Source organism: Halorhodospira sp. M38 (genome assembly GCF_022227985.1).
Lineage (GTDB): Bacteria > Pseudomonadota > Gammaproteobacteria > Nitrococcales > Halorhodospiraceae > Halorhodospira > Halorhodospira halophila_A.
Map to the genome: position 1 here is coordinate 1 of NZ_JAJNQP010000008.1, position 18867 is coordinate 18867.

Sequence of the window (18867 nt, forward strand, 5' to 3'; positions counted from 1 at the left end):
AACCCCGCCGATAGGCGGGGCGCGTTCGCCGATCCGGCAAGCCGGGGGCGCCTCCGCCGACTAGGGCATCGGGCTGGGCGTACCGGCCAGGTCGCGCGCGTTTCCCACCCCGCCTCCACGCGCCGTCCACTGTAGCGGATCGACCCTTGGAGCCCGCCGCAGCGATCTTCCTATACTGTGGGGTATGAGCCTCAGCGCCCGAACCTACAGCCGCGCCGAACAGGCCGCCGACCGAATCCTGCACTGGGTGGCCATCGCCGCCGCCCTGGCCGGAGCGGCCGTTCTGGTCACCCTGGCCATCCAGCGTGGCGACCCGACCCTGATCGGCAGCGTCACCCTCTACGGGCTGGCGCTGGTCGCCCTGTTTCTAGCGTCGGCGCTGTGCAACCACGACCTCACCGACCACCACTCGACGCGCGCCGAACGGCTGCGCCGCCTGGATCACGCGACGATCTTCTTTATGATCGCCGCGACCTACACCCCGTTCACCGTCAACGCCCTCGAGCCACCCCACGGCTGGGCGCTGCTGGCCTTCGTGTGGGCGGTCGCGCTGATCGGCATCGGCGCCAAGCTCCTGCTGCCCCGGCCGCCGGGCCGGGCGTTCTCGGTGGTCCTGTGCCTGACCCTGGGCTGGTCGGTGGTGGTCGTCCTCGATCCGCTGGTGGCGGCACTGTCCACGGCCGGGCTAATCCTGCTGGTACTCGGCGGCGTCCTGTACAGCGCCGGGGTACTGCTCTACCTCTGGCACCGCCTGCCCTACCACCACGTCGCCTGGCACGGGATGGTCCTCGCCGCCGCCAGCTGTCACTATGCAGCCGTTCTGGCGGGCGTAGTCCTGGCGCCGGAACCGACCCAGCTCTGATCCCTCCGGGACACCTGCGTAACGGGCCGACATGACCGATCTACTGCTCTTCGCCGCCGGGCTGGCCGGCGTCATTGCCGGTGCCGAGCTGCTCGTCCGCGGCGCCAGCCAGTTGGCCCGGCGGCTGGGCCTCGCTCCGCTGGTCATCGGACTGACCGTGGTCGCCTTCGGCACCAGCGCCCCGGAACTGGCCATCACCCTGCGGGCCGCCTTCACCGACCACGCCGCCGATCTGGCACTGGGCAACGTCGTCGGCAGCAACATCGCCAACATCCTGCTGGTGCTCGGACTGGCGGCGCTGATCGCGCCGATCGTCGTCGCGCGGCGGCTGATCCGCATCCACGTGCCAGTGATGCTGGCCGCCTCGCTGCTCACCTTGCTCCTCGCCCGGGACGGGACGCTGGCCGGTTTGGACGGCGTGATCCTGCTCACCGGGTTGGCCGGCTATCTGGCCCTGACCCTGGCCCGGGACCGGGGCCAAATCGCGGCCGAGGCCGAACCGAGCGCTCCAGCACGCCTCCCCGGGGCCCTGCTGCGACTGGTGATAGGCATCCCGTTGCTGGCCGTGGGCGCCTTCCTGCTGGTGGACGCGGCGGCGGCGCTGGCCGCGGCACTGGGGATCAGCGATCTGGTCATCGGCCTGACCCTGGTGGCAGTGGGCACGTCACTGCCGGAGATCGCCACCACGGTCAGCGCCTACCGGCTCGGCGACCGCCAGATGGCGGTCGGCAACCTGGTCGGCAGCAATATCTTCAACCTCCTGGCCGTCCTCGGCCTGGCCGCTCTGGCCGCGCCTGGCGGGGTGACGGTGAACGCCGCCGCCCTCGCCTTCGACCTGCCGGTGATGCTCGCCGTCGCCTTCGCCTGCCTGCCCGTTTTCTTCACCGGGCACACCGTCGCCCGCTGGGAGGGGGCGCTGTTCCTTGGGTATTACGCCGCCTACTGCGCCTTCCTGTTCCTGGCCGCGGCGCAGCACCAGGCCCTGGGCCCCTTCAGCGCCGTGATGCTCGGTTTCGTGGTGCCCCTGACGCTGATCACGCTGGCCGTGGGCGTCACGCGGCAGCTGCGCGACTACCGCCGCGGGTTGTATAGTTGACGTGACACCCGAACCCTCTGGGAGTAGCCGACGATGAGCCGCCACTTCGACGCCGCCGCCGGCCTATGCGAGCAGCCAGAGCCGGAGACCGACGGTTTCAAGCTCAACCACACCATGCTGCGCATCAAGGATCCGCAGCGCTCCCTGGACTTCTACACCCGGGTACTGGGTATGCGCCTGGTGCGCCGCCTGGACTTCGAGGAGATGCGCTTTACGCTCTACTTCCTCGCCTTCCTGGACGACCGCCAGGCTGCCGAGGTCCCCAGCGAAGATGGTCCGCGCACCACCTGGAACTTCGGCCGCGAGGGGGTGCTGGAGCTGACCCACAACTGGGGCGACGAGAGCGACCCGGAGGTGGCCTTCCACGACGGCAACACCGAGCCCAAGGGCTTCGGCCATATCGCCATCACCGTCCCCGACGTCTACAGCGCCTGCGAGCGCTTCGAGGCGCTGCAGGTAGACTTCGTCAAGCGCCCTCAGGAGGGCCGGATGCAGGGCATCGCCTTCATTCGCGATCCGGACGGCTACTGGATCGAGGTGGTGCAGCCCGATCTGCTGGAACGCCAGGGGCTGGGCTGATCATGCCCGGCCTTTTGATGCTGCTCGGGATGGCGGTGCTGATCGTCGCCGGCATCGCCGTGCGCGAGCGCACCGAGGTGATCAGCAACACCGCGTTCATCCTCGCGGCGGTGCTGCTGATCCTGGCCATCCTCGCCTTTACGCGGACGATCTGAGCTTCAGCGCGGCCGACCGGCGAGGGCATGCAGCACCTCGCCCAGGCAGGCAGTCAGCCGGCGAGCCGCGTCGAGGTGCAGGAACTCGTCCGGGCCGTGGGCGTTGGAGCCGGGCCCGGCCACGCCGGTGACCAGGTACTGCGCCGCGGGGAAACGCCGCTCCAGCCAGTTGAGCAGCGGGATGGTCCCGCCCTCGCCCATGTGCACCGGTGCCGCTCCGAAGTGGCCCTGCGAGGCCTCCTCCAGGGCGCCGGAGAGCCATGGCTCAGGCTCCGGCGCGGCCCAGCCGGAAGCCACCGCATCGGGCTCGAAGCGCACCCGCGCCCGGGCCGGCGGATCCTCGCAGAACAGCGTCTCCAGCCCCTCGGCCACGGCCTCCGCATCGACGGTGGGGGGCAGGCGGAGCGCCAGCTTGGTGGCGGTGAACGGGCGCAGCACGTTGCCGGCGGCCTCCACCGGGGGCAGCCCCTCGGCACCGACCACCTCCAGCGCGGCGCGCCAGGTGCGATCGAGGATGCGCTCGGCGGGGTCTTCGGACTGCGCCTCGACCCCGCGCAGGAAGGGGTAGCGGTCGCGAGTCAGGTCGCCGAGCACGGCGCCGGCGTGCTCGGCCTGCTGCCGGCGCAGACCGGGGATGGTGACGCCGCAGAGCTGCGGCAGTACGCGGCCGGTCTCGGGATCCTCAAGGCGGCTGAGGAGCTGGCGCAGGATGCGGAAACTCGACGGCACCACGCCGCCGGCGTCGCCGGAGTGCACCCCCTCACGGAGCACATCCACGCGCAGGGTACCGGTGATCATGCCGCGCAGCGAGGTGGTATTCCACAGTCGGTCGTAGGTCCCGCACCCGGCGTCGGGGCAGACGATGAGATCCGGCTGGCCGATGCGCGGTGCCAGGGCATCGAGGTAGGCCGGCAGGTCGAAACTGCCGCTCTCCTCGCACGCCTCGATGACCAGCACGCAGCGGGGATGGCGCAGCCCCGCCGCCTGCAACTCGGCGATGGCCACCACCGCCGAGAAGACGGCGTAGCCGTCGTCCACCGCACCGCGCCCGTAGAGCCGGCCCTCGCGCACCACCGGCTCCCAGGGACCGAGGCCATCAGACCAGCCCGTATTCTCCGGCTGTTTGTCCAGGTGACCGTAAAGCAACGCAGTGCCCGCCGAATCGTCGCTTCCGGGCAGATCGACGAACAGCAGCGGGGTCCGCCCCTCGAGCCGCTCGATGCCCACCTCTGCACCGGGCAGGTGGCGCTGACAGAAGGCCTCCGCCAGCTCCAGCGCCCGGTCCAAGTGGCCGTTGGCCGCCCACTCCGGGTCGAAGTGCGGCGATCGGGCCGGGATGCGCACGAACTGCTCCAGGGCCGGCAGGGCCTCCCGGTTCCAGGTATCGATCACCCGCTGCGTTTCCAGGACGTTAGCCACCTTGTTCCTCCGCCAGCTCTTGAATCACTTGGTCGTGGATGCTGCGCGCTGACTCGTCGGCGAGGACGAAGCAGGCGCGCCGTACGTGCCGGAGCTGCGCCGCCGTGCTGCGCAGGGTACCCACGGCGACGCGGGCGGCGCGCTCCATGGGAAACCCGAAGGCACCAGTGGACAACGCCGGCATGGCCAGGCTGGTCAGCCAGTGCTCCTCGGCGCGGCGCAGCGCGTTGCGGTAGCAGGCGGCGAGCAGCTGCTCGCCGGGCTCGTCGACGCCGTAGACCGGCCCGAGGCAGTGGATGACGTGCCGGTTCGGCAGGGCGAAGCCGGAGGTGATCACCGCCTGCCCCGGCTGGATGGGCGCCAGCGGCCGGCACGCTTCGGCCAGCTCCGGGCCGGCGGCGCGATGCAACGCGCCGGCGACCCCGCCGCCGGGCATCAGCTGGGCATTGGCGGCATTGACCACGGCATCGCAATCATCCTGGGCGGCAATGTCCCCCACCCGCGTCTCTACAATGAGATCCGCGAATCGTGCCTGCATCCTCCCTCCTGACAACGGCGCCCGGCAACCGGCTGGCCACCGGGGCAACGTGACAAGGCCTCTTCCGGGAAGGTAGCAGTCAGGAGCCGCCGCGGGCCTCACGGATGGCCTCGTAGGCGGCCCGGATCTGGCGGGTCCGCTCGCCGGCGGCCTCCAGCTCCTCCTCCGAGACGCCCCGGGCAATCAGTCGGTCGGGGTGGCTCTGACTGATCGCGCGCCGGTAGGCCCTGCGCACCTCGTCACTACTCGCCCCGCGACTGAGCCCAAGCAGCCGGTAGGCGTGGTCCAGGGTCGGGCGCACGCCGCGGCGGACCGTGCCGCGGCGCAGCTCGGCCAGTCGGGCGTCGAGGTCGGCCCGGGACACCCCCACCTGGTGCCAGATGCGGCGCAGCAGTCTTTCCCGCGGCGCATCCAGGGCGCCATCAGCCAGCGCCACGCGCAGCTGGAACTCCAGAAAGCGGGCCAGCTCCTGGGGACGGTTGCGGCCAACCACCCGCAGCAGGCCAAGCACCGGACGCAGCGGGGCGTCGGGCGCCTTGCCGCGGTTGAAGATGGTGATCGCCCGCCGGCGGCCACGCTCGTCCAGCGGCAGCTCTCCCAGCACCCGGCGGGCGGCGGCGATCTCCTGCTCGCTGACGCGGCCGTCGCTCTTGGCCAGATGACCCATGGTCAGGGCCGTAGCGCCGAGGAAAAGACGCTGCGTGCGGCCCAGGCCGCAGCCGCTCCAGACCAGCCCCACGACCTGGGTCAGGCGCACCCACAGATCGATCAGGGCCCCCACGGCCAAGCCCGCCACCGCCCCGCTCCAGCCGGCGATGAGCCAGCCGCCGAGGGTGGCGAGGATCCGCCCCGACCAGCGGCGAACTATGCGGTACGGCTGCTGCATCCACCTCACCTTCCAGCGCGGGCCAAGGATACCCGAGCGGCTGCGTCGAGGGCAGCCCGCTTGCATCCCCGGCCGCGTTTTACAATGCTCGTCGATCGGGTGACCCTTAGGGGACACGGACGCTGCCAACAAGAAGGGGAATCATCGTGCCGGACAAGCATGTCGCAGTCGTCGGCGGAGGGATCGCCGGCGCCGGAGCCGCCTGGCTGCTGGCGGGCCGGCATCGGGTCACGCTCTTCGAGGCCGAGGACTACGTCGGTGGCCACACCTGCACCATCGACGCCCGCCTGAGCGACGGCCACCACCCGGTGGACACCGGGTTCATGGTCTTCAACCCGCGCAACTACCCGCACCTGTGCGCCCTGTTCGACCACCTGGGCATTGAGGCCCAAGCCTCGGACATGTCCTTTGCCTGCGCCGACCGCGACGACGACCTGGAGTATAACGGCGAGAGCCTGCGCGGGCTTTTCGCCCAACGGCGCAACCTGGTCCGCCCGGGCTTCCTGCGCATGGTCTACGACATCCTGCGCTTCAATCGCCGCGCCAAGCGCGATCTGGCCGGCAGCCTGGACGACCACCTGCCACTGGGCGAGTACTTGGACGCCGGCGGGTACGGCTCCGGGTTCCGCCGCCACTACCTGATGCCCATGGCCGCGGCGATCTGGTCCGCCTCGCCGAGCACCCTGCGCGCCTTCCCGGCCCGGCGCTTCCTGGCCTTCTTCCGCAACCACGGCCTGCTCGATCTGGCCGACCGCCCGCAGTGGCACACCGTCCCCGGTGGCGCGCGGCGCTATATCGACCAGCTACTGCCGGCCCTCCACGCGGTGCACACCAGCACGCCGGTGCGTCGGGTCCAGCGCCTAGACGCAGGAGGCGTGCGGCTGAGCGGTGACGACGGCGAACTGGGCGAGTTCGACGAGGTGGTCCTGGCCGCCCACGCCGACCAGACGCTGGCCATGCTCGACGCCCCCACCGACGAGGAGGCCCGGCTGCTCGGCCAATGCCGCTTCCAGGACAACCTGGCGCTGCTGCACACCGACCCCTCGGCCATGCCGCAACGCCGCCGCATCTGGGCCAGCTGGAACCACATCAGCGCCGCCGACGAGCAATCCCGGCGCCCGGTCTCGGTCACCTACTGGCTGAACCGCCTGCAGCAGGTGCCCAGCGAGCAGAACATCTTCGTCAGCCTCAACCCAGTGGACGCCATCGACGACGCCTACGTGCAGCGGCGGCTGGCCTTCACGCACCCGGTCCTCGACGGGGACGCCGCCGCCGCCCAGGACGCGCTGCCGGCGATCCAGGGCCGCGACCGGCTGTGGTTCTGCGGCGCGTGGACCGGCTTCGGCTTCCACGAGGACGGTCTGCGCTCGGCGGTGCGCGTCGCCGAGCAGCTCGGCTGCCCGCCGCCGTGGGGCGGCGAGGCGCAGGCCGCCCCGGCCAGCGCCACCGCGGCCGCCGGACAGCCGGTGGGGGAGGCGGCATGATCGAAGCCCCTGCGCTCTACGTCGGTGGGGTCACCCACCGGCGCAGCATCGCGCCGCAGTACCATTTCCGCTACCGCTACGCCGCGTTCCTCTTCGACGTTGACGACCTCCCGGCGCTGGATGCGCGGTGCCGGCTATTCGCCTACAACCGCAGCGGGCCGATCAGCCTTCACGATCGGGACTACGGCCCGCGGGACGGTACGCCGCTGCGCCCGTGGATCGATTCGGTGCTGGCCGAGCGCGGCCTGGACACGGCGGACGGCCGCGTCCTGCTGCTGACCGTGCCCCGAGTGCTCAACCACGCCTTCAATCCGCTGTCGGTGTGGTTCTGCCTCGACCGGGACGAGCGCCCGCGCGCCGTGCTCTGCGAGGTGCACAACACCTTCGGCGAGGTCTACGGCTACCTGCTCCACCAGGACGGGGCGCCCATGCCTTTCCCCATTCGCAGCCAGGCCACCAAGGTCTTTCACGTCTCGCCGTTCCTGCCCGTCGACGGCGAGTACCGCTTCCGCTTCTCGGCGCTGACCGAGTCGCTGGCGGTGGCCATCGGCTACCATGGCGAGGAGGGGCGCCGCCTGTCGGCGGTGCAGACCGGTGAGCGCCGTTCGCTGACCGACGGTCAGCTGCTGCGCATCCTCGGCCGGCTGCCGCCGCCGGGGATCCGCGCCCTGGTCGGCATCCACTGGCAGGCGCTGAAGATCTACCTGCGCGGTGGCCGATTCCACAGCAAACCCGAATCACCCAAGGAGCTCGTTGGATGACGCAGATCAGCCAAACCGGATCTGCCCGCACACAACCCGGTGTGCCGCTGGCAGCGCGGCCGCTGATCCGTTGGCTGGCGCGCTTTCGCACCGGCACCCTGCGCCTGTACCTGCCCGACGGCCGCTCGCTGATGTTCGGCGGCGAGATCGATGGCCCAGCTGCCGAGATGACCCTGCACCGGCCGGCCCGACTGGTCGCGCGCGTCCTGCACCGCGGCGACATCGGCTTCGCCGAGAGCTTCATGGCCGGCGAGTGGGACACCCCGGCGCTGGCGCCGCTGATCCAGGTGATGGCCAGCAATGAACACGCCTACAACGCCACGCCGGCAGGGCGCTGGTACACCCGCGCCCTGCTCGGGCTGCTGCACCGACTGCGCGCCAACACCCTGCGCGGCAGCCGGCGCAACATCGCCTACCACTACGACCTGGGCAACGACTTCTACCGCCTGTGGCTGGACGAGACCATGACCTACTCCTCGGCACTCTTCGCCGAGCCCGAACAGCCACTGGCCGACGCACAGCGCAACAAGTACCGGCGCACCCTCGATGAGCTGGGCGCGCAGCCCGGTGAGCGGGTGCTGGAGATCGGCTGCGGCTGGGGCGGTTTCGCCCGGGAGGCAGCCGGTGCCGGGTTGGCGGTGACCGGGCTGACGCTCTCCCGCGAGCAGCTGGCCTGGGCGCAGTCGGCGCTGGCCGAGGCGAACCTGAACGACCGGGCCGATCTGCGCCTGCAGGACTACCGCGAGGTCTCCGGGCAGTTCGACCACATCGTCTCCATCGAGATGTTCGAGGCCGTCGGCCAGGAGCACTGGCCCGCCTTCTTCGACACCGTCTACCGCTGCCTGCGCCCCGGCGGGCGGGCTCTGCTGCAGATCATTACCATCGACGAGGCATCCTGGCCGGTCTACACCGGTGGCCCGGACTTCATCCAGCGCTACATCTTCCCCGGCGGCATGCTGCCCACCGAGCACCACGTCCGCGAGGGCCTCGGCGCCGCCGGGCTGCACTGCGAGCGGGTGACCAGCCACGCCGGTGATTACGCCGACACGCTGCTGGCGTGGCATGAGCGTTTCCTCGCCTGTAGCGACCAGGTCCGGGCACAGGGCTTTGACGAGCGCTTCCGGCGCATGTGGCGCTATTACCTCGGCTACTGCGAGGGCGGCTTCCGTTGCGGGCGCATCGATCTGCAGCGTTTCCTGGTCCGGCGCCCGCATGCCTGACGAGACGCCGGTCTATCCGATCCGCACCGTCGCGGAGTTCACCGGCGTCAACCCGGTCACCCTGCGGGCGTGGGAGCGTCGCTACGGACTCATCCGTCCACACCGCACCGCCAAGGGCCACCGCCTCTACTCGGAGGGCGATATCGCGCGGATCCGGCGGATCCTCCAGCTCCTCGACCGCGGGGTGCTGATCAGCCGGGCCCGCGAAGCGCTCGCCGCCGAGGAGAGCGGCGAGGAGATCGCCGCCGGTGAGGAGCCTTGGCCGGCCTGGCGCAGCCACCTGGCCCGGGCCCTGGCGCGTTTCGAGCCCGCCGCTCTGGACGGCGCCCTGAGCGAGCTGCTCAGCCTCTACCCGGTGGACCGGGCGGCGAGCCACGTTCTGCTGCCGGTGCTCAGCGAGCGCCTGGCCGGCGATGCCGAGGCGGTGGCCGAGGGGCACCTGCTGGCCGCTTACCTGCGCGGGCGCCTGGGGCACCTGGCCAATCGGGCGCCGGCGCAGGGCCAGGGGCAGCGCCTGCTGCTGGCCGCACCGGCGCAGCCGGGACCCGCCACCGGCGTCACCGGCGTGGCCCTGTGCATCCTGGCGCTGACCGCCCTGAACCGGGGCCACCACCCGGTACTGCTCGGCGAGGCGGTGCCGGCAGCGGCCATCGATGCCGGGGCCCGCCGCGCTGCGGCGGACCACCTGCTGCTCTACGGCGGCGCCCATCCGGCGGCAGCCTGGGACGAGGCAGTAGCCAACCTGGCCGGCGGCTGGCCGGGCCAGACGGCGGTCACCGGCCCGGCCGCTGAGCAGCCCGATGGCCTGCCGGCCGGGGTGCGGGCCCTGGCCGGCGAGCCCCACCAGGTCATCGACCGCCTCTGCCACCCACCGCAACAGGGAGACTGAGCCGTGAGCACCGCCCTTGTCTGGCTGCGCCGGGACCTGCGCCTGGCCGATCAGCCGGCCCTGGCCCGCGCCGCACAGGCTGCGGAGCGCATCGCCCCGGTCTACATCCACGCCCCGGAGGAAGCCCGACCCGCCGCCGGCGCAGCCAGCCTGTGGTGGCTGCACCACAGCCTCGCCGCCCTGGACGCCGAGCTGGCCGCCGCCGGCAGCCGGCTTTGCCTGGACAGCGGATCGAGCGCCGAGCGGCTGTGCCACTGGGCGCAGATCAGCGACGCCACGGTGGTCTACTGCACGGCCATCGCCGAGCCGTGGGCCCGACAGCAGGAGGCTGCCGTCGCCGAGGCGCTGGCCGAGATCGGGGCCCGCCTGGAGGTCCTCCCCGACGGCCTGCTCACCGACCCGAGCGCTGTGCGCAACCGCAGCGGCACCCCGTACCGAGCCTTCACCCCCTTCTGGCGCAGTGTCCGCGCGCAGCTGGATCCACCACGTCCGACTTCGCCCCCGGCACTGCCCGGTTTGCCGGAGGCCATCCCGGAACCACAGCCGCTGGAGGCACTGGGGCTGCTGCCGCGCATCCGCTGGGACGAAAAGCTGGCTGCCTCCTGGCAGCCCGGTACCGTCGGCGCCACGCAGCGCCTGGAGCGGTTCCTGGAAACGGCAGCAACCGCTTACGCCGAGCAGCGCGACTACCCGGCGCGACCAGGGACCTCGCGGCTGTCGCCGCACCTGCACTTCGGCGAGGTCAGCATCCGCACGCTCTGGCACGCCGTACACGACGCGCGGCAGGCGCAGCCGGCGGCGGCCGAGGCCCTGGACACCTTCCTTGCCGAACTGGGCTGGCGGGAGTTCGCCTACCACCTCCTCTGGCAGCAGCCGCAGCTGCACGACACACCCATCGACAAGCGGTTCGGCCGCTTCGCCTGGCGCGAGGATCCGGACGGCGCCCTGCTCGACGCCTGGCGCCGGGGTGCGACCGGCGTACCCCTGGTGGATGCCGGCATGCGCGAGCTCTGGGCCACCGGCTGGATGCATAACCGGGTGCGCATGGTGGTCGGCTCCTTCCTGGTCAAGAACCTGCGCCTGCCCTGGCAGCACGGCGAGGCGCACTTCCGCGATACGCTGGTGGACTGGGATCTGGCCAGCAACAGCATGGGCTGGCAGTGGGTCAGCGGCTGCGGTGCCGACGCCGCCCCCTATTTCCGCGTCTTCAACCCGGTCCGCCAGGGCGAGCGCTTCGACCCGGATGGCGAGTATGTCCGGCAGTGGGTCCCCGAGGTCGCCGGCCTGCCCAAGAGCCATATCCACCAACCCTGGGCGGCGCCCGCCGACGCCCGGGCGCGCTGCGGCCTGCGCCTCGGGCACAACTACCCCGAGCCGCTGGTCGATCTGGCCACCAGCCGCAAGGAGGCGCTGGCAGCATTCCAGGCCCTCGGGTAGGGTAGGGTGCATGACAACAAGTACGCCCGTTTCCCAGACCCGCATCCAGAGCTTGCCGCTGCTGCACAGCGGCAAGGTCCGTGACATCTACGCCGTGGACGACCAACGGCTGCTGATCGTGGCCACCGATCGGCTCTCGGCCTTCGATGTCATCCTTCCGGACCCGATCCCCGACAAGGGGGCGGTGCTGACCCGGGTCTCGAACTTCTGGTTCCGCAAGACTGGGCACTTGGCCGCCAACCACCTGCTCGATACCCCACCGGAGTCGGTGGTGGCCCCGGAAGAGGCCGATCAGGTCCGCGAGCGCGGCGTGGTGGTCCGCCGCCTGCAGGCACTGCCCGTGGAGGCCATCGTCCGCGGCTACCTGGCTGGCTCCGGGTGGCAGTCCTACCAGCAGGACGGCACCGTCTCCGGGGTCGCCCTGCCCGGCGGCCTGCGCCAGTCGGACCGACTGCCCGAACCAATCTTCACGCCGACCACCAAGGCCGCTGTCGGCGACCACGACGAGCCGATCTCGTTCGCTCAGACCGTCGAGCTCATCGGCGCCGATCTGGCCGAACGGATCCGCACCATCGCCCTGGAGATCTTCGCGTTGGCCACCGAGCACGCGGAAGCCCGCGGGCTGATCATCGCCGATACCAAGCTGGAGTTCGGCGTCACACCGGAGGGCGAGCCGGTGATCATCGACGAGCTGCTGACCCCGGACTCGTCGCGCTTCTGGCCGGCCGACGCCTGGCAACCCGGCACTGCGCCCCCGGCCTTCGACAAGCAGTACATCCGCGATCACCTCGAGGCGCTGGGCTGGGACAAGCGCCCGCCGGCGCCCCACCTGAGCGACGACGTGATCCGCAGAACCGCGGATAAGTACCGCGAGGCCGAGCGCCTGCTCACCCGCTAGGCGCCGTCCGCGGAGCCGCGGCCATGGACCGACCCACGGGGCAGAATTGATCATGCACAATACAGACGTCGCGAATGTGGTAGAGTCCCCCCGTCAGGGCATCAACCCCGCGGAGTGGATCCCCATGGAGCCAAGCGACTGCGAGAACTGCGCCATCCGCTCCGTCGCGCTGTTCGGCGAGATCGACCCGCAGACTGTCGCGCAGCTTCAGGATCAGGCCCAGGAGTTCCGCGAACCGGCGGGGACGGTGCTCTACCAGGAAGGCGGCAGCGCCGACTCGGCCTTTACCCTGCGCGAGGGCATCATCAAGCTGGTGCGCAACCAGCCCGGCGGGCGCGAGCAGATCGTGCGCCTGCTGGTCGGCGGCGACTTCTTCGGTGCCGAGGGGCTGTTCGGCGACGCCCACCACCACAGCGCCATCGCGCTCACCCCGGTCTCCCTGTGCCGGCTGCCCAACACCCTGCTGGAGCAGCTGCGCACCGCCGATCCGACCTTCACCAACGCCCTGCTCAACCGGTGGCGACGCGCCCTCAACGAGGTCGAGACCTTGGCCCTGGATCTGGGTGCGCGCAAGGCCGAGGAGCGCGTGGCCTCGTTCCTGCTCCATTGGCAGACCAAGCACGGCTGCCAGGCCGAGTGGCTGCCGCTGCCGCTGTCGCGCAGCGAGCTAGGCGACCTGCTCGGCCTGCGGGTAGAGACGGTCAGCCGGGTGATGGCGCGCTGGAAGCGCGAGCGGGTCTTCGAGGAGCGTGGCGGCCACGTGCGCCTGCTCGACGCCGACGAACTCCACCAGCTCGTGGAAAGCGCCCGCAGCACCTAGCCACCCGGCGGGCCACCCCCGGCGGGCCACCCCCGCCCGGCGCCCGCCGCCAAAACCGCTTCTGAATCGCAAAACCAAAACCGCCCCACCCGGCGAGGCCGGATGGGGCGGTGGCTACAGCGAATGCCGCAGCTGGTCAGGCGCGCATCAGCGCCACCGTGGTGTCGAGCATGCGGTTGGAGAAGCCCCACTCGTTGTCGTACCAGGCGCAGGCCTTGATCAGGCGACCGCCCATGGCGCGGGTGAGGGTGGCATCGAAGATGCTCGACGACGGGTTGTGGTTGAAGTCGATGGAGACCAGCGGGTCTTCGTTGTAGGCGAGCACGCCGGCGAGCTCACCCTGGGAGGCCGCCTTCACCACCTGATTGACCTCCTCGACGCTGGTGTCGCGGGAGGCGGTGAAGGTCAGATCCACCAGCGAGACGTTGATCGTCGGCACGCGGATGGCGAAGCCGTCGAGCTTGCCGTTGAGCTCGGGCAACACCAGACCCACCGCCGCGGCGGCACCGGTCTTGGTCGGGATCTGCGAATGGGTGGCGCTGCGGGCGCGGCGCAGATCCTTGTGGAAGACGTCGGTCAGCACCTGGTCGTTGGTGTAGGCGTGAACCGTGGTCATCAGGCCGGCCTCGACCCCGATCTTGTCCTGGATGGCCTTGACCATGGGCGCCAGGCAGTTGGTGGTGCAGGAGGCGTTGGAGACCACCTCGAGCTCCGGGGTCATCTGCTGATGGTTGACGCCGTAGACGAAGGTGCCGTCCACGTCCTTGCCGCCGGGAGCAGAGATCACCACCTTCTTGGCACCAGCCTGGATGTGGGCACCGGCAGCCTCCTTGGTGGTGAACAGCCCGGTGCACTCCATGACGACATCGACCCCGAGATCCTTCCACGGCAGGTCGGCGGGGTTGCGCTCGGCGCAGACCTTGATGCGGTCGCCGTTGACCACCAGGTCACCGCCTTCCACCTGCACATCGCCGGGGAAGCGGCCGTGGGCCGTGTCGTAGCGGGTCAGATGGGCGTTGGTCTCGGCGTCGCCGAGGTCGTTGATGGCGACGATGCGGATCTCGTCGGTGCGGCCGCTCTCGTAGAGCGCGCGCAGGACATTGCGGCCGATACGCCCGTAACCGTTGATCGCTACGTTGATGGTCATGGATCCTCCTCCCTCAATTACGCTTCATCTTGAATCTGCTGCGGTACTCGCCGGCGCCCCCGCCGTCCTGCACCGCGTCCGTTGCGTCGAAACGGCGACCGCGGCAGTGTAACCGATCCATCCGCGCTGCGGGGATACAGGCCATCAAGATTGAGGATGCCGGTAATTAGCTGGCGCGATAGCTGATTTGTCAGGGGCTTGCCATGGATGATCACTACCTCTTCACCTCGGAGTCGGTCTCGGAGGCCCATCCGGACAAGATGGCCGACCGAATCTCCGACGCCGTGGTCGACGCCGCCCTCGCCACCGACCCCCACGCCCGGGTGGCCTGCGAGACGGCGATCAAGACCGGCATGGTGCTGCTCTTCGGCGAGCTCACCACCTCGGCGTCCATCGACTTCGAACGGGTCGTTCGCGAGACCGTCCGCGACCTCGGCTACAGCGGCTCGCAGCTCGGCTTCGATGCCGACACCTGCGCGGTTCTCCACGCCCTGGGCCAGCAGTCGCCGGACATCGCCCGGGGGGTCGACCGCGACGACCCGCAGAGCCAGGGAGCCGGTGATCAGGGGCTGATGTTCGGCTACGCCTGCGACGAGACCCCGGCCCTGATGCCCGCCCCCATCCATCACGCCCACCGGCTCATGGAGCGTCACGCCCGGCTCCGCCGCGCCGGCAGCCTGCCGTGGCTACGCCCCGACGCCAAGTGTCAGGTCACCTGCCGCTACGCCGACGGCGAGCCGGTGGCCATCGACGCGGTGGTGCTCTCCACCCAGCACAGCGAGGCGGCGAAGCTGGAAACGGTGCGCGAGGCGGTCATCGAGGAGATCCTGCGCCCCACCCTGCCAGCGAGCTGGCTGGATGAGCGGACCCGCTTCTACATCAACCCCACCGGCCGCTTCGTCGTCGGCGGGCCGCTGGGCGATGCCGGGCTCACTGGGCGCAAGGTGGTAGTGGACACCTACGGCGGCATCGCCCGCGTCGGTGGCGGCTGCTTCTCGGGCAAGGATCCGTCCAAGGTCGACCGCTCGGCGGCCTACGCCTGCCGGTACGTGGCCAAGAACCTGGTCGCCGCCGGTCTCGCCCGCCGCTGCGAGGTGCAGGTCGCCTACGCCATCGGGGTCGCGGAGCCGGTCTCGATCTCGGTGGAGACCTTCGGGACCGGGGTGCTGCCGCGGGCCCGGCTGACCGAACTGGTCCGCCGCCACTTCGATCTACGCCCCTACGCCATCATCCGCGACCTCGGGCTGCTGCGCCCGGTCTATCAGATGACCGCCGCCCACGGGCACTTTGGCCGCGACGGCGAGGCCTTCACCTGGGAGCGCACCGACCGCGCCCAGGCCCTGGCCGCCGAGGCCGGGCTCTAACCGCGGCGACGAACGCCCCGAGGAGGACACCCATGGCACTGAACTGGATCCCGCAAGGCGGTGAGGTCCTGATCCAGGGGGCCAGCCGCGGCATCGGGCTGCAATTTGTCGAGCAGTGCCTGGCGCAGGATCGGATCGCACGGGTCTGGGCCTCCTGCCGGGATCCGGCGCGGGCGCAGGCATTGCAGGCGCTGGCCGAGGCCCATCCGCAACGGCTGCGGCTGCTGACCCTAGACGTGACCGAGGAGTCGACCATCCAGGACGCGGCGGCGGAGGTGGCGGCGGCGCAAGGCCGGCTGCATCTGGTGGTCAACGCCGCCGGGCTGCTGCACGACCGGGCCCGGCGGATCCGGCCGGAGAAGCGGCTGGAGGCGGTCACGCCAGAGGCGCTCTCTGCGCTGTTTCAGGTCAACGCCGCCGGCCCGCTGCTGGTCGCGCGTCACTTCCTGCCCCGGCTTGAGCACGGCGATCCGGCGGTCTTCGCGGCGATCTCGGCGCGGGTGGGCTCGATCGGTGACAACCGCAAGGGGGGCTGGTACGCCTACCGGGGCTCGAAGGCGGCGCTGAACCAGTTCATCCGCACCCTGGCGGTGGAGCTGGAGCGCCGGGCGCCGGCAGTCACCTGTGTGTCGCTACACCCGGGGACGACGGATACGGATCTCTCGGCGCCGTTCCAAGCCTGGGTGCCGGCCGATCAGCTGTTCCCGCCACAGCGCACGGTGCGCCAGCTGCTGGCGGTGATCGATGGCCTCGATGCCTCGGACAGCGGCGGGTTCTTCGCCTGGGACGGGCAGCCCATCCCCTGGTAGGGGCGCATCGGGCCTGGCGCGGTGGTGCTGCCGTTGCCCTCCTGCGGGTCCTTTCTGGACGCGCCGAGCAGCGCAGCCCCGGCGGGGGTTCAGCGCGAACCTTTACCGGTTCGCGCTGATCAGCGAGCGTCAGCGCGGCGAAGCCGCGCATTGTGAGCGGCCCCGCCGGGGTGAGCAGCGCAGGGGACCCCGCCGTCAGGCGGGGCGCGTTCAGCGGACCCGCAGGAGGGCAGCGGCAGCACCACCCCCTTGGGCCCCGCGTAGTTCCTAGGCGCCCCCCAGCAACCGGGCGAGTCCGGCGAAACCCTCCTGACCGCACTTGGCCCCGGCCACCTGATTGGCCCGGCGCAGCGCCCGCTCCGGCGCCTGGCCGCGGCTCAGGGCGTCGATCAGCCCGGCATTGAAGCAGTCGCCGGCGCCCACCGTATCCACCACCTGCGCCGGCGGCCAGGCCGGCTCGTGGTGGAGAGTGCCGTCGCCGCGGCGCAGCCAGCCGCCGTCGGCGCCCCAGGCGCAGAAGGCCAGCCCACCGCAGGGCATCCCGGCCAGGAAACCCTCTGGATCGGCGTGGCCCGTGGCCTGCGCGTAGGCGCGGGCGTAGATCGCCACGTCGGCCGCCGCGGCCAGGGCGTGGATCTCCGGGCGGGGCTTCTCGAGTTCCACCGAGATCGGCAGCTGCGGCGCCCGCGCCCGGGCATCCCGAATCATGGCCCGGGTGGCCGCAACATTGCGCCCCTCGAAGTGAAGCCAGTCGACACCGTCCAGGGGCAGCGCAGCGAAGTCCGCGGCGGCAAGCTCAGGGAGATCGCGGTGGTGGACAATGGTCCGCGAGCCGGTGGCACGGCTGACCGTGATGTAGGAGACCGGGGAGCGCGCGCCGGCGCACACCGGCGCATGGCGATAGTCGATGCCGCGCTCGGTCAGTGCTGCAGCGATCCGTGCGGCGTCGGCATCGTCGGCCAGGACGCCGAGCCAGCGGCCGTGGTGACCGAGTTGGGCGAGCACATCCAGGGTATTGGCGGCGTTGCCGCCGCGGGCCACGCGCTGGGCGATGGCCCGCACCTCGTCGTCCTCGGCCGGATAACGTTCGGTGGTATTGATGATGTCGAGGGTGGCGATCCCGACGGCGAGGATCGTCGGCATGATTCGACTCCTTGCGACCGTCTCTCTTGGCGGCTGACCCAGCGGCAGGGCACGGGCGGGATCAGTCGCTGCCCTGCTCCGGATCGCGCCCAAGCAGATCACCGAGCCCGGCGAAGGGCGTGTGCGTCGCCTGGGGAGCGGCGCCGCGCCCCTTCTTGCGCGGTGCTTCCGGGCCGGTGGCCGGACCGATCTCGCGCTGATGCTCGTGGTCGTGGCAATAGAGGCACAGCAGCTCCCAGTTGCTGCCGTCCTCCGGGTTGTGGTCGTGGTTGTGGTCGATGTGGTGGACGGTAAGCTCGCGCACGTTGCGCCGGTCGAACTCGCGCCCGCAACGGCCGCACACCCAGGGGAAGAGCTTCAGCGCCTTCTCCCGGTAGCCGCGCTCGCGCTCGGCGCGCTCCTGCTGGGCCCGGGCGACGATGGCGTCCAGGCGTTTCCCGTCGGACTGCCCCATGGCTGACCTCCCTGATCCGGCTCGATGTACCTGTAGCACCGTCTATGGTAGCCACCCCTCCCCGGCACCGCCACGCCGCCGCGGCGGGCCGGGGCCGTCGGCCGCCCCTGCCGCCCGCGGGGCTCAGCCGGTGATGTAGGGGGTCTGGCGCAGGTAGCGATCCTCGCTCAGCTGATCGAGCAGGAAGGTGGCCACATCGGCTCGGCTCACCGAGCCGGCGCCGGTCTCCCGGTCGGTTCCGGCGCGCCACTGCCCGCGGGCCGGACGGTGGGTCAGCCGCCCCGGGCGAACCACCACCCAGTCGCGGTCGCTGTCGCGCAGGATCCGCTCGAGACGCTCCTTGTCCATCATCAGCTCCTTCATCAGGGTACGAATCAGCAGCCGGAAGACCACCGAGACCTGGGCGTAGCTGTCACCGACCCCCATGGCCGAGATCGCCACCACCCGGGGGACACCCTGCTGTTGCATCGCATCGACGATCACCCGGGTGCCCTCGCTACACAACCGCGGCGGGTTGCGCCGGGTCTGCCCCAGGGCGATAACCGCGCCGTCGCAGTCGTAGAGCGTCCGCCCCACGGCCTCCGGGTCGAGCACGTCGCCAACCACCACCTCGACCCCAGGGAGTTCCGGTACCCGGTCCGCGCTGCGCGCCAGCACCCGACACCGCCATCCGCGCGCCAGGGCCTGGCGCACCGCCTCGGCCCCGACGCCACGGGTCCCACCAAACACCGCAATCTTCATGGACGATTCTCCTCCCCTTCCCGATTCCACTGTGGTACAGTCCACCCGTGTTTGCAGAGGCGCCCCCGAAATTGGCGCCCCAGGTTACCGCCCGACGCTCCTGCGTGATCCCGGCCCGGTACCCTCGAACCGGTCGTGGATCGATCCGCCAAGGCCTTTCCTCGA

Annotated in this window: 20 protein-coding genes; 13 read left to right on the forward strand and 7 right to left on the reverse strand. The window is 71.0% G+C overall.

Annotated features, from left to right (window positions below; translation table 11 throughout):
* Positions 1–184 precede the first annotated feature (184 nt).
* The 4 genes from trhA to LRA98_RS06555 are packed head-to-tail and all read left to right on the forward strand — an operon-like array spanning position 185 to position 2692.
* Positions 185–862 carry a PAQR family membrane homeostasis protein TrhA gene (trhA, locus tag LRA98_RS06540; RefSeq protein ID WP_201169466.1) on the forward strand — a complete coding sequence of 226 codons (678 nt, stop codon included), beginning with the start codon at positions 185–187 and terminating at the stop codon, positions 860–862.
* Between the two features lie 31 nt (positions 863–893).
* Positions 894–1958: a calcium/sodium antiporter gene (locus LRA98_RS06545; protein WP_201169467.1), complete on the forward strand. Its 1065-nt coding sequence runs from the start codon at positions 894–896 to the stop codon at positions 1956–1958.
* A 33-nt stretch (positions 1959–1991) separates the two neighbouring features.
* Positions 1992–2537 (forward strand): lactoylglutathione lyase, encoded by a 546-nt coding sequence (gene gloA / locus LRA98_RS06550; RefSeq protein ID WP_238633366.1) that lies wholly within the window; start codon positions 1992–1994, stop codon positions 2535–2537.
* A 2-nt stretch (positions 2538–2539) separates the two neighbouring features.
* Positions 2540–2692, forward strand: coding sequence for a hypothetical protein (locus tag LRA98_RS06555; protein ID WP_201169471.1), 153 nt, complete (start codon positions 2540–2542; stop codon positions 2690–2692).
* A gap of 3 nt (positions 2693–2695) precedes the next feature.
* On the opposite strand, the gene LRA98_RS06560 is transcribed toward LRA98_RS06555, so the two are convergent.
* From LRA98_RS06560 to djlA, 3 genes are all read right to left on the reverse strand, one after another.
* Positions 2696–4111 (reverse strand): M20/M25/M40 family metallo-hydrolase, encoded by a 1416-nt coding sequence (locus LRA98_RS06560; protein ID WP_201241478.1) that lies wholly within the window; start codon positions 4109–4111, stop codon positions 2696–2698.
* Positions 4104–4649, reverse strand: coding sequence for a macro domain-containing protein (locus LRA98_RS06565; protein ID WP_201169475.1), 546 nt, complete (start codon positions 4647–4649; stop codon positions 4104–4106). Before LRA98_RS06565 ends, LRA98_RS06560 begins: the two co-directional genes overlap by 8 nt.
* A 79-nt stretch (positions 4650–4728) precedes the next feature.
* Positions 4729–5535: a co-chaperone DjlA gene (djlA, locus tag LRA98_RS06570; RefSeq protein WP_201169478.1), complete on the reverse strand. Its 807-nt coding sequence runs from the start codon at positions 5533–5535 to the stop codon at positions 4729–4731.
* A 146-nt stretch (positions 5536–5681) separates the two neighbouring features.
* Between djlA and LRA98_RS06575 the strand changes: the two genes are divergently transcribed.
* From LRA98_RS06575 to LRA98_RS06605, 7 genes are all read left to right on the forward strand, one after another.
* A complete protein-coding gene (locus LRA98_RS06575) occupies positions 5682–7019 on the forward strand; it encodes an FAD-dependent oxidoreductase (protein ID WP_201241477.1) in 1338 nt (445 codons plus the stop codon).
* On the forward strand, positions 7016–7780 hold the full coding sequence (locus LRA98_RS06580) for a DUF1365 domain-containing protein (protein ID WP_201169484.1): 765 nt from the start codon (positions 7016–7018) through the stop codon (positions 7778–7780). Before LRA98_RS06575 ends, LRA98_RS06580 begins: the two co-directional genes overlap by 4 nt.
* Positions 7777–9000, forward strand: a complete 1224-nt coding sequence (locus LRA98_RS06585; RefSeq protein ID WP_238633365.1) for an SAM-dependent methyltransferase — start codon at positions 7777–7779, stop codon at positions 8998–9000. The genes LRA98_RS06580 and LRA98_RS06585 overlap by 4 nt, the downstream gene beginning before the upstream one ends.
* Entirely contained in the window at positions 8993–9889 is an 897-nt protein-coding gene (locus LRA98_RS06590) for a MerR family transcriptional regulator (RefSeq protein ID WP_201169489.1), read from the forward strand. Before LRA98_RS06585 ends, LRA98_RS06590 begins: the two co-directional genes overlap by 8 nt.
* 3 nt (positions 9890–9892) lie before the next feature.
* Positions 9893–11326 carry a cryptochrome/photolyase family protein gene (locus LRA98_RS06595; protein ID WP_238633364.1) on the forward strand — a complete coding sequence of 478 codons (1434 nt, stop codon included), beginning with the start codon at positions 9893–9895 and terminating at the stop codon, positions 11324–11326.
* Positions 11327–11336: 10 nt separating this feature from the next.
* On the forward strand, positions 11337–12224 hold the full coding sequence (locus LRA98_RS06600) for a phosphoribosylaminoimidazolesuccinocarboxamide synthase (protein ID WP_201169495.1): 888 nt from the start codon (positions 11337–11339) through the stop codon (positions 12222–12224).
* Between the two features lie 124 nt (positions 12225–12348).
* On the forward strand, positions 12349–13044 hold the full coding sequence (locus LRA98_RS06605) for a Crp/Fnr family transcriptional regulator (RefSeq protein ID WP_201169498.1): 696 nt from the start codon (positions 12349–12351) through the stop codon (positions 13042–13044).
* A 136-nt stretch (positions 13045–13180) separates the two neighbouring features.
* On the opposite strand, the gene gap is transcribed toward LRA98_RS06605, so the two are convergent.
* On the reverse strand, positions 13181–14191 hold the full coding sequence (gene gap / locus LRA98_RS06610) for a type I glyceraldehyde-3-phosphate dehydrogenase (protein ID WP_201169501.1): 1011 nt from the start codon (positions 14189–14191) through the stop codon (positions 13181–13183).
* A gap of 203 nt (positions 14192–14394) precedes the next feature.
* Between gap and metK the strand changes: the two genes are divergently transcribed.
* Both metK and LRA98_RS06620 read left to right on the forward strand, forming a co-directional pair.
* Positions 14395–15555: a methionine adenosyltransferase gene (gene metK / locus LRA98_RS06615; RefSeq protein ID WP_238633363.1), complete on the forward strand. Its 1161-nt coding sequence runs from the start codon at positions 14395–14397 to the stop codon at positions 15553–15555.
* Positions 15556–15587: 32 nt separating this feature from the next.
* Complete coding sequence (locus tag LRA98_RS06620) at positions 15588–16364, forward strand: SDR family oxidoreductase (RefSeq protein WP_238633362.1); 777 nt, start codon at positions 15588–15590, stop codon at positions 16362–16364.
* 267 nt (positions 16365–16631) lie between these two features.
* Here LRA98_RS06620 and LRA98_RS06625 read toward each other — a convergent pair whose 3' ends face one another.
* The 3 genes from LRA98_RS06625 to LRA98_RS06635 form a co-directional block, all read right to left on the reverse strand.
* Positions 16632–17507 carry a PfkB family carbohydrate kinase gene (locus LRA98_RS06625; RefSeq protein WP_238633361.1) on the reverse strand — a complete coding sequence of 292 codons (876 nt, stop codon included), beginning with the start codon at positions 17505–17507 and terminating at the stop codon, positions 16632–16634.
* A 61-nt stretch (positions 17508–17568) separates the two neighbouring features.
* Positions 17569–17961 (reverse strand): YajD family HNH nuclease, encoded by a 393-nt coding sequence (locus LRA98_RS06630; RefSeq protein WP_201169506.1) that lies wholly within the window; start codon positions 17959–17961, stop codon positions 17569–17571.
* 123 nt (positions 17962–18084) lie between these two features.
* Positions 18085–18702 (reverse strand): NAD(P)-dependent oxidoreductase, encoded by a 618-nt coding sequence (locus tag LRA98_RS06635; RefSeq protein WP_238633360.1) that lies wholly within the window; start codon positions 18700–18702, stop codon positions 18085–18087.
* Positions 18703–18867 lie beyond the last annotated feature (165 nt).

What these genes read in the sequence shown, in the direction of transcription:
- LRA98_RS06635 (WP_238633360.1), bottom strand. Translation starts at nt 18,702, where the DNA reads ATGAAGATTGCGGTGTTTGGTGGGACCCGTGGCGTCGGGGCCGAGGCG.
- LRA98_RS06565 (WP_201169475.1), bottom strand. Translation starts at nt 4,649, where the DNA reads ATGCAGGCACGATTCGCGGATCTCATTGTAGAGACGCGGGTGGGGGAC.
- LRA98_RS06580 (WP_201169484.1), top strand. Translation starts at nt 7,016, where the DNA reads ATGATCGAAGCCCCTGCGCTCTACGTCGGTGGGGTCACCCACCGGCGC.
- LRA98_RS06545 (WP_201169467.1), top strand. Translation starts at nt 894, where the DNA reads ATGACCGATCTACTGCTCTTCGCCGCCGGGCTGGCCGGCGTCATTGCC.
- LRA98_RS06590 (WP_201169489.1), top strand. Translation starts at nt 8,993, where the DNA reads ATGCCTGACGAGACGCCGGTCTATCCGATCCGCACCGTCGCGGAGTTC.
- gloA (WP_238633366.1), top strand. Translation starts at nt 1,992, where the DNA reads ATGAGCCGCCACTTCGACGCCGCCGCCGGCCTATGCGAGCAGCCAGAG.
- trhA (WP_201169466.1), top strand. Translation starts at nt 185, where the DNA reads ATGAGCCTCAGCGCCCGAACCTACAGCCGCGCCGAACAGGCCGCCGAC.
- LRA98_RS06605 (WP_201169498.1), top strand. Translation starts at nt 12,349, where the DNA reads ATGGAGCCAAGCGACTGCGAGAACTGCGCCATCCGCTCCGTCGCGCTG.
- LRA98_RS06620 (WP_238633362.1), top strand. Translation starts at nt 15,588, where the DNA reads ATGGCACTGAACTGGATCCCGCAAGGCGGTGAGGTCCTGATCCAGGGG.
- LRA98_RS06555 (WP_201169471.1), top strand. Translation starts at nt 2,540, where the DNA reads ATGCCCGGCCTTTTGATGCTGCTCGGGATGGCGGTGCTGATCGTCGCC.
- metK (WP_238633363.1), top strand. Translation starts at nt 14,395, where the DNA reads ATGGATGATCACTACCTCTTCACCTCGGAGTCGGTCTCGGAGGCCCAT.
- LRA98_RS06585 (WP_238633365.1), top strand. Translation starts at nt 7,777, where the DNA reads ATGACGCAGATCAGCCAAACCGGATCTGCCCGCACACAACCCGGTGTG.
- djlA (WP_201169478.1), bottom strand. Translation starts at nt 5,535, where the DNA reads ATGCAGCAGCCGTACCGCATAGTTCGCCGCTGGTCGGGGCGGATCCTC.
- LRA98_RS06625 (WP_238633361.1), bottom strand. Translation starts at nt 17,507, where the DNA reads ATGCCGACGATCCTCGCCGTCGGGATCGCCACCCTCGACATCATCAAT.
- gap (WP_201169501.1), bottom strand. Translation starts at nt 14,191, where the DNA reads ATGACCATCAACGTAGCGATCAACGGTTACGGGCGTATCGGCCGCAAT.
- LRA98_RS06630 (WP_201169506.1), bottom strand. Translation starts at nt 17,961, where the DNA reads ATGGGGCAGTCCGACGGGAAACGCCTGGACGCCATCGTCGCCCGGGCC.
- LRA98_RS06600 (WP_201169495.1), top strand. Translation starts at nt 11,337, where the DNA reads ATGACAACAAGTACGCCCGTTTCCCAGACCCGCATCCAGAGCTTGCCG.